The sequence below is a fragment of the Mycobacterium sp. genome (assembly GCF_035570115.1).
Lineage (GTDB): Bacteria > Actinomycetota > Actinomycetes > Mycobacteriales > Mycobacteriaceae > Mycobacterium.
In genome coordinates this window covers 1-12,590 of sequence record NZ_DATMLH010000128.1, presented here as the reverse complement: position 1 = coordinate 12,590, position 12,590 = coordinate 1, and the positions used below count along the sequence as shown (strand labels likewise).

Genomic DNA, 12,590 nt, shown 5'->3' with positions numbered 1-12,590 from the left:
GGTCATAGAACGAGTCCGGGGTGCGGTTGACGATCGCCATGATCAGCGGGCGGTCGCCGGCCACCGGACGGCCACACAGTGTGGACTGCACCCGTCCATGGTGCCTGCCCCTGCCATTTAGGCGGCGCTCAGGGCGCACAGTGATCGCTACTAGCCCTGCGGTCGCTTGCCGGCCGCGACCTCGTCCGGATATGCGTCGTAGAACGGCACATATCCCTCGTCGCGGCCGGCCAACACATACAGCGGGTCCTCGATGTCGGGGCCGTAAGCCTCGTCGCGCAGATCCACCTTGCGGCTCTTGAACGTGGTGGTGTGCTCCATCGTTTCGACCACCCGCAGGAACAGCGGCAGCGCATAGGTCGGCAGCTGGTCGTAGACGGTGTGGGCGAGTGCTTTCCCGTCGAACTCGGCGCCGTCGCGCAGTTTGACCGCGGCCATTCCGGCGCGCCCGCCAGTACGCGGAATCTCCACGCCGAAGACAGTGCACTCCTCGACGGACTTGTCGGACCCCAGCGCCCGTTCCACCTCGGTGGTGGCGACGTTCTCACCCTTCCAACGGAAGGTGTCGCCGAGTCGGTCGACGAAGGCGGCGTGGTTCATGCCCTGAGGGCTCATTAAGTCACCGGTGTTGAACCAGCAGTCGCCATCACGAAAAGCGTTGCGCACCAGCTTCTTTTCACTCGCCGCCGGGTCGGTGTAACCGTCAAACGGTTGCAGCCGGTTGACCGGGCTGAGCAGCAGACCGGGCTCACCCGCGGGCACCCGCTGCACCCGGCCGTCCTCGCCGCGCAGCGGCGCGCCGGTGTCGTGGTCGTACCGCACGTACGCCAACGGCGTCGGCGAAATCCCGGTCGACTTGGGAACATTGAAGATGTTGATGAACGCGGCGTTGCCCTCGCTGGCAGCGTAGAACTCGCAGACCCGCGCGATGCCGAACCGCGAGGTGAACTCGTCCCAGATCTCCGGCCGTAGCCCGTTGCCGGCGATCAGCCGCACCTTGTGCGCGCGATCGGTTGGTTTGGGGGGTTGGTTCAGCAGATAACGGCAGATCTCACCGATGTAAATGAACGCCGTGGCCCGGCTGGCGATCACTTCGTCCCAGAACTTCGATGCCGAAAACGACTTGCCCAGCGCCAGCGTCGATCCCGAGTTGATCACCGATCCGAGCGCGACCGTCAGCGCGTTGTTGTGATACAGCGGCAGACAGCTGTACAACGTGTCGGAACCCTTCAGCCGCAAACCCAGCCCGCCGAACGCCCCCAACGCGGCAAGCCACCGACGATGGGTCATCACGCTGGCCTTGGGGTGCCCGGTGGTGCCGGACGTGAAGATGTAGAACGCGGTGTCTTTTGCCAGCACCGCCGACGCCGACGCGGGGTTGGTCGTGGGCGCGGTGGCGGCGAGGCGCTCCACCTCCTCGATCGTCGTCGGCGTGACGCCGGGCGCGCCGCACTCGTCCACCGTGTCAACCAAGTCGGATTCGAGGACCAGCACTTTGGCGTCCAGCAGCCCCAGGCTGTGCGCGAGAACCTCGCCGCGCTGGTGGTAGTTGAGCATCCCGGCGACCGCGCCGCATTTGACCGCGGCCAGCATCATCAGCACCGCATTGGGCGAGTTGCGCAGCATGATCCCGACCACGTCGCCACGACCGACACCACGCGCTGCCAGCACCGCGGCATAGCGGTTGGCGGTCGCGTTGGCCTCGCGGTAGGTCAGTTGCTGCTCGCCGAACCGGACGAACACCCGGTCGCCGAACCGGGCGGCGCGTTCCTGGAACACTTTGCCGATCGACGTCTTGGAAGTCGGCCGGGCCAGCAGCCCGGTGAGCACCCCGCGGATCATCACCGGAGCGTCCGTCAACAAGCCAGGCACCCGGGTCGCGATATCGATCAGCCCGACCGACGTGCGGGCCCCGGAGTCGTGTTCGGACACTGTTCTCCCTCGATTCGCGCGACGACAGATGGCGGCCAGCCTAACCCGCTCAGCGGGGTGTGCAGGCCGCCAGTGCCGCGCTCACCTCGTCGACTACCACCAGCCGGTCCAGCGCGGCTTGCGACACATAACCGCTGTCGACAAGTCCGTCCAGCCACGCCCGTAACCCATCGAAATGTCCGGCCGGGTCCAGCATCACCACCGGTTTGTTGTGCATACCGAGATACCCGCCGGTCCAGGCCTCAAACAGCTCCTCCAGCGTGCCGATGCCGCCCGGCAGCGCGATGAACGCATCGGCGCGGTCCTCCATGATCTGTTTGCGCTCCCGCATGGTGTCGGTGACGATCAGCTCGTCGGCATGGGTGTCGGCGACTTCGCGACGCACCAGCATCTTGGGGATGACGCCGACCGTCCAGGCGCCGCGGGCCCTTGCCGCGGTGGCCAACGCGCCCATCGCGGAGACGTTGCCGCCGCCCCAGACCAGAGTCCAGCCCCGGTCGGCGATCGCTTCGCCGAGTTCGGCGGCCAACGCCAACAACTCGGGGTGAATGGGACCGGAAGCGCAATACACACAGACCGCCCACGCCTGCGATGCATCGCGTTTGGATTGCACAGTCGAAACCCTAGTAGACCTAGTAGACGCACTAGACCGCCTTGCCGCCGAGTGCATTTGGGCCTATTGGCATGCTGCCAGGGGTGCGCGCCATAAAATCCGGCGGTGCCGACTGCTTGGGTTACCGCGCCGGCGGAAGCCGTCCTGCAATCGATCGCGGCCACCTTCGACGACCCCCAGACGTCCGGCGTGGTGCTGGTCGGCGTCGACGGCGCCGGCAAGACGCTGCTCGCGCGCACTGCCGCCGAAAGGTTCGCCGCGGCTAAGCCCTCGACTGTCACGCGCCGGGTGGTGGGCACTGCGACCAGCCGGATCGTGCCGTTCGGCGCGTTCCGCGCCCTGCTCGACATCGACGAGGCCGGCAGGCCCGCCGAGCTGCTGCGGGCCGCGCAGGAATCGCTGACCGCTGACGGCGGCGAGCTGCTGTTCGTGGTCGACGACGCACACCATCTGGACCACCTGTCGGCCACGCTGGTGTACCAATTGGCGCTGAGCCGCGCGGCGCGACTGGTCGTCACGGTCCGTGCCGACACCGAGCTGCCGGACGCGGTCGCAGCACTGTCGGCCGATGAGCTGCTGACCGTGGTCGACGTCGAGCCGCTGGATGAGCCGACGACCGCCACACTGCTGGCATCGGCCCTGGGCGCGCCGCCCGATGCCGCGGTCACCGACGAGGTGTTTCATCGCAGTCAGGGCAACCCGCTGTACCTGCGGCATCTCGTCGACGACGGTGGCCTGGTTCGGGTCGACGGCGGCTGGCGCTGCCGCGACCAGAACCGCGTGTCGCTCCCGGCCCTGATCGACGGCTATCTGTCCGGTCTGCCGACGCCGGCTCGCGCCGTGCTGGATTACCTCGCGGCCGCAGAACCACTGCACCGCGGCGACCTGGCGGCGCTGGCCGGCGAGCCCGCCGTCGAGGGAGCGGAAACCGTCGGCGCGATCGCCTGCGATGAGCGGGAAATGGTGTACGCGGGCCATCCGCTCTACACCGACCGGGCCCGCGCCGCGCTGGCACCGGCCACCGTACGGGCGCTACGAACATCGCTGGTCGAACAGCTGGCGGCTCGCCCATCCGGTCACATCGGCGACCGGCTGCGGCTATCGGCGCTGACCGTGGACAGCGACACTCCCGAGGCGGTCGCCGACGTCCTGACCGCGGGCCAACAGGCGCTCCGGCTGGGCGAGTTGGAGCTCGCCGAACGGTTCGCGCGCGCGGCCCTGGACCGGTCGGGGGGACTGGCCGCGCGGCTTGCGTTGGCGCACGCGCTGGCCTGGCAGGGCCGTGGGCGAGAAGCCGGCGCGGTGCTGGAGGCGGTGGACCCTGAGCGGTTGTCGCCGTCCGAGCTGATCGAGTGGGCACTGCCGCGAGCCGCCAACCAGTTCTGGATGCTCAGCGAGCCGGAGCGGGCCACTGCGTTTCTGCAGACAACGCGGAACCGGATCTCGGCGCCGACGGCGTTGGCGACCCTCGACGCGCTCGCGGCGACCTTTGCGATGAACGCGGGCACTCCGCTGCGTGCGTTGCGGATCGCAGGCGAGGTGTTGGCGTCGCCGCACGCCGACGGGGTGGCCGTGGGATGGGCTGCGTCGGCGGCGGCACTGAGCTCAGCGCGCACCGGCCGGTTCGACGACGTCGAGGCGTTGGCCGGGCGTGCGATAGCCGCCGACCATCCCGGTTTGCTGCGATTCACCAGCGGCTTCGGCCGGATCACCACCCTGCTCATGGCCGGGCGGCTCGACGAAGCCCGCGCATTGGCGCAGCGCTACACCGACTTCGCCGAGCTGCAGCAGCCGGGCCGGGCGATCGGCGAGACGTTGGTGGGCTACGTGGCAATCGCCCAGGGTGATTTCGACACCGCCGTCAAGCTGCTGAGCCGCGCGGCCGATCCGTTGGGGCGGACCGGCTATTCATGGGGTGCGCTGTCATTGACGCTGCTTTCTCAGGCGCTCGCCCAGCAAGGTGAACACCTCGAGGCCGCAAAGGTCTTCAGCCGGGCCGAGTCTCGGCACGGCCTCAAGTCGACGCTGTTCGCTCCGGAGTTGGCGCTGGCCAGGGCTTGGTCGAGAGCGGCTCGCGGCGACTCGACCGGCGCGATCGAAGCCGCCCGTCAGGCCGTGCAGGCCGCGGAACGCGGCGGGCAGTCGGCGATCGCGCTGCGCGCGCTGCAGGACGCGACGCGGCTCGGCGACACCCGTGCGGTGCAGCGGGCCGAACGCCTGTCGGTCGAGGTGGACTGCGTGCTCGGCAGGCTCACACTGGCGCACGCCCGGGCGCTGGCCGACGGCGATGCCGCGGCGCTGGCCGACGTCGCCGCCGACTTGGCGGATCGGGGAATGCATCCTGCGGCCGCCGACGCCTCGGCGCAGGCGCAGCGTATCTAGCTGCGCAACCGCTCGGAGAAATTGGTGCGTGGGGGGCGTGCTCGGGCGACGTAGCATCAAGTCATGGATTCGCTGCAGGTTGATCCTGGAGTCATACGCGCCACGTCTGGTCAACTTGCCGGGGTGGCCGGTGAACTAGCGGCACAGAGTCTTACCCAATCATTGGGCAGTGCGGCGCACGGCATGGCGGGCTTGCAGACCGGCGACGCCTGCACCCACGCGGCGACGGTGTTCGACAGCGAGTTTCACCAACTGGGCTCGAACCTAACCACGATGGCGCAGAGCCTGCAGAAGGCCGCGGACAGCTATGCGTCCACGGATGCAGCCGCTGGACAAAACATCAAGCATGCGGGCGACAGCTTCGGGCCGTAGCGCGTGAATCAGGTTAACGCAGTGGACTTTTGACGGCCGACGGATATTACTGGCGCAGTTCCCCGGTGATCTCGTCGCGTCCGCTCTGGTGATGGTCGTTCATGTTGCGGCACTCCCCAAACAGCTGGACTGAGCCGCGGTCGGGGTAATTTCCCGGGCCCACGGTCACCGCGACGTTGCCCTTGTGCGCGAGCTCGCCGAACAGGTGCATGTCCGGCGGAGGGCCCGGCGCCCAGCCGGGTTGTTTGGCGGCCGCGGCGGCGACCTGTTTGCTCAGCACCTCTGCGTCGACACCCGGCGGAATGACGAACGCCACATCGACCCGACCCTGGTAGGGCGGATCGCCTTGGTCATTGCAGGATTCCCACTCGAAGGTCGCATAGGTGATCTGCAAGCCGGCGGCCTTGACGACTTCTCTGGCCGGATCGACGACTTGTGCCCGAGCCTGTTCGTCGGAAAGCGGCTGCGCGGACGGGCCCGCGTGGGCCGGACCGGCCTGCGCCTTTCGCTGGGAGGGAAACATGACCGAACATCCTCCTAAAACTGTTGCCCCGCATATGAGTACGGCAACAAGCGTTGCGATGCGGCGCAAGGATTCTCTGTTAAAAGCCATGGTCATCCTGCACTGAGCTGCCCGGGCGGTCCCATTCGGGATCGTGAATCACGGGAATGGTTGTACCGCCGATCGGCAATGGCACGTCGCCGATCACGGGGATGTGCACCACCGGCGGTTTGACCACGGTCTGGTCGGTCCTCGGGGCGGCGAGCATGCCGTCGCCGGCCAGGTTGGATGCATGGCCGGAGACGATGTCGGTCATGCTACGCAGAGATTCACTACCCAGCTTGTAGTAGTGCGAGTGGTCGGCGGTGCTGATCATGTTGGAGCCCGGGACTTCTGCGCGGAAGCGCACCGCTCCGAAACCCTCGTGTGCCGGGTCAGCACCCAGACCGGCCGACGACCCAACCAAGTCGCCGAGAGTGTGGTTGATGGCATTGGGTATTCCTGGGCCGGATTCGCCGATCCAACCGACCGGGTCGGTCGAGGCGTCACCGACGTACACGTTCCCGCCATTGAGGTGGAAATCGGCTGCGCTGTGCGCCAAGTCGGTTCCCGGGCAGCCCAACAGGACCGCATCGTTGGCCTGCATGCCACTGTGCGCGAAGGCATCCGCCACCGTCGTCGACCCGTAGGAGTGGCCGATCACCGTAAGGTGCTGAGGAACACCGGCGTCATGGGTTACGCCGAGGCTATTGACATCCCATGCCAACGCGTCACCGCCCGCGCGCGCCAGTCCCGGGTTGGCGATGTTGGGGTCGGTGAAGCTTTCCGGGGTGTCATAACCCATCCAGGCGATGACCGCGGTCGGGTGGCTCGGGTCGGCCCTGCGGGATTGGTCGTACAGATTGTTCGCGTCGTCGTGGTTGTCGGACAGCCAGCCGTTTTTCACGCTGCTGCCGGTCCCGGGCACAATCACCGCGGTGTTCGGTGACTTGTCCGGGTTGCCGATCGCGATGGCCGCTTTGCCCCTGCCGTTGAACGCCGCGGGGTCGTACGCCCACAGCATCGTGGGCCGCAGGTTCCTGTCGTGCCGTTCCTGCTCGCTGATGTCGCTGTAGCGGCGGTGATCGGTATTCGTGTTGATGCCCAGATCGTGCAGCAGGCCCTCTTGAGTCCTCTGCGCGTTCTGGTAGCGAGTGATATCGCTCGCCGAAAGCCCGTAACGGCCAGGGTCTTTGACGACGTCGTCGACCGACACCCCGTGTTGGTGTGCGGTGTTCTCGACGCGGTCGAGGTCGTCGTTCATCACCTGCACGTTGACGTTATCGCGCACATCGGCGGGAATGCCGTCGAGGTTGCCGAGCAGCGGCGGATGTTGGGCGATGAGCTGTCGCTTCTGGTCGTCACTGAGCGAATCCCACCACCGCTTCACATCAGCGGGCGCAGCATCCGGCGAAGGAATCTGGATCTCTTGGCCGTTCACCTTGACGGGCGTGTTCGGTATCGGCGATCCCGCTGCCTCGGCGATCGCCGAGGCGGTCTCCCGGTCGACATCCTCGAACGTTTGCAAAAGCTTCTTGAGCACCGCGGAGGCCTTGTCGGCGATGCCATTGAGGAAGCGACCGATCAGCCACTGGTGCGGTGTCACAGTTCCGTCGTCGCCAACCGAGAAGCCCAACTCGCTGAGCGTCGACACCATATCGAGGATCGCGCTCCGAAGCGCCCCCAGCTGTTCGCCGCCGTTCTGCAATGCAGACTGCAACTCCTGCAATCGGATCCCGACGCGCTCCTGCATGCCGATCTGCTTGAGGCCCTCTGCCAGGGCCGCCGACGCCGCCTGCCCCGTCCAATGCTGTTGCATGAAGGACAACATTTCACGTTCATCGGTGATGACCGTCTGCAGCTCTGCGTATTTGCGTCCGGCATCAGCGGCGGCGTCGAGCAGCGCATTTGGCTGCGACGCACGCACCGTCGAGACCGAAACCGACATGAGACCTTCCTTGGCTTGACCAACTCTGATGCTGCCACAACCAGAACGTGCGCCAATGCACCAAAAGAGCGATCAGCTGCTCAGGTATCCCCGCAGCATCGTCACGGCGGCGGTGATCTGGTCGACGGGCACCCGCTCATCGCGGGTGTGCGCGAGATTGGGATCGCCGGGCCCATAGTTGACCGCGGCGGTGCCCCTGGCCGCGAATCGCGAGACGTCCGTCCACCCGTACTTTGCCCGCACCTGCCCGGCGGCCGCCTCGACGAGGGCCTTAGCGGCGGGTTTGGCGAGTCCGGGCAGCGCGCCGGCGGCCAGGTCGGTCTGCTCAATCCGCACGTCGAGGCCGTCGAAAACCTGGTGGACGTGGCGCAGAGCGGCGTCCGGCGAACGGTCCGGCGCGAAGCGGAAGTTCACCGTCACCGACGCCGCGTCGGGGATGACGTTGCCAGCGACGCCACCGTCAATGCGCACCGCCGACAACCCTTCGCGGTAGGTGCAGCCATCGATCCCGACGCTGCGGGCCTGATAATCGGCCAGCCGATCCAGCACGGCGCCCAGTTTATGAATAGCGTTGTCCCCCAACCACGATCGTGCTGAGTGCGCTCGGGTCCCGGTCGCGTGGACGACAACGCGCAGCGTGCCTTGACAGCCGGCTTCGATGTAGCCGCCGGTCGGCTCGCCGAGGATTGCCAGATCAGCCGACAGCCAGTCGGGCAGCTCACGCTCTATTCGCCCCAAACCGTTTGCCGTTGACTCGATTTCCTCGCAGTCGTAGAACACCAGCGTCAGATCATGCGTAGGCGCGGTGACCGTGGCGGCCAGATGCAGGAACACCGCGTCACCCGACTTCATGTCGGAGGTGCCGCAGCCGTGCAGCGAATCGCCGTCTCGGCGGCTGGGCAGGTTGTCGGCGATCGGGACGGTATCCAAATGCCCGGCCATCAGCACCCGGGTCGGGCGGCCGAGCGCTGTGCGGGCCAGCACGGCGTTGCCGTTGCGGATGATCTCGAAATCGGACGTCTGGGCCCGCAGCGCGGCCTCCACCTCGTCGGCGATGCGTTCTTCGTGCCGCGACTCGCTGGGGATGTCGACCAGAGCCGCGGTCAGCTCGATCGGGTCGCCGCGTAGATCCAGCACGATCCCAGCGTAGTGGGTGGGCCGGGTTCGCTGAGCAGACGTAACGGCCCCCCCGACCACCGGCGTGTCGGGGGCCTTGACGTCTCTTCGGCCGGAGAAAGTAGCGTGGAGCGCGTGACTGCAGCTTCGGGTATTGGGTTGGCGACGTTGGCCGCCAACGGGTCCGTCCTCGACACCTGGTTTCCCGCACCGGAACTGATCGAATCGGGCGACAGCGGCACGGTGCGGCTGTCGGTGGCGGAGGTTCCCGACGAGTTGGCGGCGCTGGCCGGACGAGACGACGATCGCGACACCGAGACCGTCGTGGTGCGCACCGTGATCGGCTCGCTGGATGACAAGGCCGTTGACGCCTACGACGCCTACCTGCGACTGCATTTGCTCTCGCATCGACTCGTCGCGCCGCACGGATTGAATGCCGAGGGCTTGTTCGGGGTGCTGACCAATGTGGTGTGGACCAACCACGGGCCCTGCGCGGTCGAGGATTTCGAGATCGTGCGGGCCCGGCTCCGCCGCCGCGGCCCGGTCGCGGTGTACGGCGTGGACAAGTTCCCGCGCATGGTCGACTACGTGGTACCGACCGGCGTGCGGATCGCCGACGCCGACCGGGTCCGGTTGGGCGCACATCTGGCGTCGGGCACGACGGTGATGCACGAGGGCTTCGTGAACTTCAACGCGGGCACACTGGGCGCCTCGATGGTGGAGGGCCGCATCTCGGCGGGTGTGGTGGTCGGCGACGGCTCCGACATCGGCGGCGGCGCGTCGATCATGGGCACGCTGTCCGGGGGTGGTACCGAGGTGATCTCGGTCGGCAAGCACTGCCTGCTCGGCGCCAACTCCGGGCTGGGGATCGCCCTGGGTGACGACTGCGTCGTCGAAGCCGGCCTGTATATCACAGCGGGCACCAAAGTCGCACTGCCCGATGGGACTTCGGTCAAGGCCCGCGAGCTCTCCGGCGGCAGCAACATGCTGTTCCGTCGCAACTCATTGACCGGCGCGGTCGAGGTGGTGTCCCGCGACGGCCGCGGCATCGCGCTCAACGAGGATCTGCACGCCAACTAGGCGCGTCAGACGAGCACTTTCGTGGGCATCACGGTTGGCTTGACTCCGTAGCGCGGGCCCATGCCGTAACCTCCGCGACCGGCCGAGGCATACGCCGGCATACCGGCCGCCACCGTGCTCATGCCGCCGCCTCCTTCGGCGGGCGCGGTCCACCCCGAGCCCGCCAACGGAGCAGCGGCGGCGGGCTTGACCGGAGTTGCTGCGGACCAACCGGCCGGCACCGACAACTTGCCGACCAAGGACGCTTCGCCCATTCCCGCCGACAGCGGCGCTCCGCCCACGCTCGCAGCACTCGCCGAGGAGCCAGCTGGCCAACCCGCGATACCCATACCGCCGTAAGCGAGGGGAAGGCTATGACTGAGAAGGCCCGCGTCCGCGGTATGCGCATACAAAACCCCGGTCGTGATCCCATTGAAGGCGTTCCAGGCCCCCATATCGAAAAGTCCGTTCGGGATGTTTTGCACCAGACTGTTGCTGAAGAAATCGGCCAAGGCCTGAGCGGGTGCCGCTGCTGCGGAAACCGGAGATGACAGCGACTGCGTCGCGGCAGGCAGCGCGGACACCAGCCCGGGCAGTCCGACCGACGTGCCGCTGGTGCCAGCGGCCTGGGCGACCGCGGCGGCCTGGGCGCCAAGTCCGCCGGGATTGGTGGTCGACGCCGGATCGCTCAATGGGACCAGCTTGCCAGCGCTGGCCGACGAGCCGGCATACCCGTACATGGCAGCCGCGTCCTGGGCCCACATCTCGCCGTAATGAGCCTCGGTAGCTGCGATCGCCGGGGTGTTCTGCCCGAGGATATTCGTGGCGACCAGGGCCGCCAGCTGAACCCGGTTCGCCACGACAACCGGCGGGGGCACCGTCATCGCAAACGCGGCCTCGTAGGCGGCTGCGGACGCCATCGCCTGGTCGGCCGCGTTTTGAGCGGCCGTGGCGGTGGTGTGCATCCATCCCACATAGGGCGTGGCCGCGGTGGCCATCGCGGCCGCGGACGGACCCCGCCACTCGTCGTCGGTGAGCGTCGAGATCACCGACTGGGAGGCATCGGCGGTGGTATTCAACTCGGCCGCCAGGTTGTTCCACGCCGCCGCGGCGGCCATCATCGGCCCCTCCCCCGGGCCGGTGTACATGCGGGTCGAGTTGACCTCTGGGGGTAATGCTCCGAAATCGAAAGTCATTTCTTTTCGTCCTTTTCTGGCTGGTGAATTTCGGCGGTAAAGGCGGGCTAAACGACGGTCGGCTTGGGCATCACGGTGGGCTTGACGCCGTAGCGTGGCGCGCCGAGGCCATAACCCGAGCGTCCGGCCGAGGCCACCGATGGCACGCCGGCCGGCATCGTCGTCACCGACGGGGCATGTGGCGCAGGGCCGGTCCAGCCCGCGCCCGTCAATGTCGCGGGAGCGGAGTTGGCCGCACCTACACCCGCCGCGGCCCAGCCGGGCGGCACCGACAACCCGCCCAGGGAAGACGCCTGACCCACGCCTGCAAAGACCGGGCCCCCAACGGCGGCCGCCTGCGCCATTGGGGCAGTCGGCATGAAGGGGGCGCCCGCTGCGGCGGGCCATTCAGGCTCCCAGTTCACCGCGCCGGGAAGGAACTGACCCTGGCCCAGCGCGATGAAGTCGGACGAGGCCGCGCCGACGTTTTGGAACCAGTTGAAAGGGGTCCCGATGGCGGCGCCCGTCGAGGACGACACCTGCGCCGGAGCCGTTGCCCCGGAAAGTGCCGACGAGGACGTCCCAGATCCGGTCAGCCCGCCGAGCAGGCTGGACAGCGACGTTGAACCGGTCGCGGTCTGGTTGGCCGCTTCGGTATCCCCATAGGAACCAGCGCTGGTTCCCAGGGTGTTCACCAGCATCTGGTGGATCGTCGCGGCTTGGGCGCTGACCTGCTGGTACCAAGTACCGTAGGCGGAGAATTGTGCGGCCTGCAGCGCTGATACCGGGTCGGCGGCGGCCGGAGCGACGCCTGTGGTGGGCGCAGCTGCCGCCACATTCTGAGCAGCCATTGACGTGCCGAGGGTTTGTAGTGTGCTCGCCGCACCCGTCAACGCTTCCGGCTGCGTAGTCACGAAAGACATGAATTTCTCCTCACGCAAAAAAAGCCGACCACTGAGGGTTCGGCGGTGGTTGTGTTCTGTGGCAGGGCAAGGAGGAGCCCATGAATGCCACTTTCCCAAAATCTGCCGGAAATACTCCAGTAATGCGCAGGTAATACGCGCAGCAATTTTGGGCACGGATGCCTGCTAATCACCCATGGTGGAGTTGAACCCTGCCGAACAGCCGATGCGGTCAGATCAACCGCTGGCAGACACCTCTGCTACACCGGTACCCAGAGTGGATTGCAGCGCCGTTCCCTTGGTTTCGGGAAGCAGGTAGGTGCACACCAGGCTGGCCAAGGCGAGGATGGCCAGCATGGGACCGACCGCCCAGCTGCCATAGGTTGCCTGAAGCGTTCCGGCAATCAGTGGCGGCAATGCGCCGCCGAAGATGCCGGCGGTATTAACCGCCAATGCCGATCCGCTGTAGCGGTAACGGGTGGCGAACAGTTCGGGAATGAACGCTCCGGTAGGCCCGGAGCCGATCGCGGCGATCGCGGACATGCCGACG

11 protein-coding genes and 1 pseudogene are annotated in these 12,590 nt (G+C 67.1%); 3 read left to right on the top strand and 9 right to left on the bottom strand.

Going from position 1 to position 12,590, the window contains the following annotated elements; all coding sequences use genetic code 11:
• The 3 genes and pseudogenes from VNW74_RS12020 to VNW74_RS12010 all read right to left on the bottom strand — a co-directional run.
• Positions 1–145, bottom strand: a pseudogene (locus tag VNW74_RS12020) (hypothetical protein); the annotation flags it as partial.
• A gap of 5 nt (positions 146–150) precedes the next feature.
• A complete protein-coding gene (fadD6, locus tag VNW74_RS12015) occupies positions 151–1,932 on the bottom strand; it encodes a long-chain-acyl-CoA synthetase FadD6 (protein ID WP_325677034.1) in 1,782 nt (593 codons plus the stop codon).
• A 49-nt stretch (positions 1,933–1,981) separates the two neighbouring features.
• A complete protein-coding gene (locus VNW74_RS12010) occupies positions 1,982–2,545 on the bottom strand; it encodes a TIGR00730 family Rossman fold protein (RefSeq protein ID WP_325677032.1) in 564 nt (187 codons plus the stop codon).
• A 105-nt stretch (positions 2,546–2,650) separates the two neighbouring features.
• Between VNW74_RS12010 and VNW74_RS12005 the strand changes: the two genes are divergently transcribed.
• Both VNW74_RS12005 and VNW74_RS12000 read left to right on the top strand, forming a co-directional pair.
• Positions 2,651–4,927 (top strand): AAA family ATPase, encoded by a 2,277-nt coding sequence (locus VNW74_RS12005; RefSeq protein ID WP_325677031.1) that lies wholly within the window; start codon positions 2,651–2,653, stop codon positions 4,925–4,927.
• A gap of 63 nt (positions 4,928–4,990) precedes the next feature.
• Positions 4,991–5,299 carry a type VII secretion target gene (locus VNW74_RS12000; RefSeq protein WP_325677029.1) on the top strand — a complete coding sequence of 103 codons (309 nt, stop codon included), beginning with the start codon at positions 4,991–4,993 and terminating at the stop codon, positions 5,297–5,299.
• 46 nt (positions 5,300–5,345) lie between these two features.
• Here the strand turns inward: VNW74_RS12000 and VNW74_RS11995 are convergent, their stop codons facing one another.
• From VNW74_RS11995 to dapE, 3 genes are all read right to left on the bottom strand, one after another.
• Complete coding sequence (locus tag VNW74_RS11995) at positions 5,346–5,822, bottom strand: hypothetical protein (RefSeq protein WP_325677027.1); 477 nt, start codon at positions 5,820–5,822, stop codon at positions 5,346–5,348.
• Between the two features lie 79 nt (positions 5,823–5,901).
• Complete coding sequence (locus VNW74_RS11990) at positions 5,902–7,788, bottom strand: alpha/beta hydrolase (RefSeq protein WP_325677025.1); 1,887 nt, start codon at positions 7,786–7,788, stop codon at positions 5,902–5,904.
• 72 nt (positions 7,789–7,860) lie between these two features.
• Positions 7,861–8,925, bottom strand: coding sequence for a succinyl-diaminopimelate desuccinylase (gene dapE / locus VNW74_RS11985; RefSeq protein WP_325677023.1), 1,065 nt, complete (start codon positions 8,923–8,925; stop codon positions 7,861–7,863).
• A 105-nt stretch (positions 8,926–9,030) separates the two neighbouring features.
• Here dapE and dapD point away from each other — a divergent pair, with 105 nt between their 5' ends.
• On the top strand, positions 9,031–9,984 hold the full coding sequence (gene dapD, locus VNW74_RS11980) for a 2,3,4,5-tetrahydropyridine-2,6-dicarboxylate N-succinyltransferase (RefSeq protein ID WP_325677021.1): 954 nt from the start codon (positions 9,031–9,033) through the stop codon (positions 9,982–9,984).
• Positions 9,985–9,989: 5 nt separating this feature from the next.
• On the opposite strand, the gene VNW74_RS11975 is transcribed toward dapD, so the two are convergent.
• From VNW74_RS11975 to VNW74_RS11965, 3 genes are all read right to left on the bottom strand, one after another.
• Complete coding sequence (locus tag VNW74_RS11975) at positions 9,990–11,159, bottom strand: PPE family protein (protein WP_325677019.1); 1,170 nt, start codon at positions 11,157–11,159, stop codon at positions 9,990–9,992.
• 47 nt (positions 11,160–11,206) lie between these two features.
• The gene (locus VNW74_RS11970) at positions 11,207–12,061 is read right to left on the bottom strand and encodes a PPE family protein, SVP subgroup (protein ID WP_325677017.1); all 855 of its coding nucleotides are present in this window, start codon (positions 12,059–12,061) and stop codon (positions 11,207–11,209) included.
• Between the two features lie 216 nt (positions 12,062–12,277).
• Positions 12,278–12,590, bottom strand: a 313-nt coding sequence (locus tag VNW74_RS11965; RefSeq protein ID WP_325677015.1) for an MFS transporter, incomplete at its 5' end; no start/stop codon positions are given.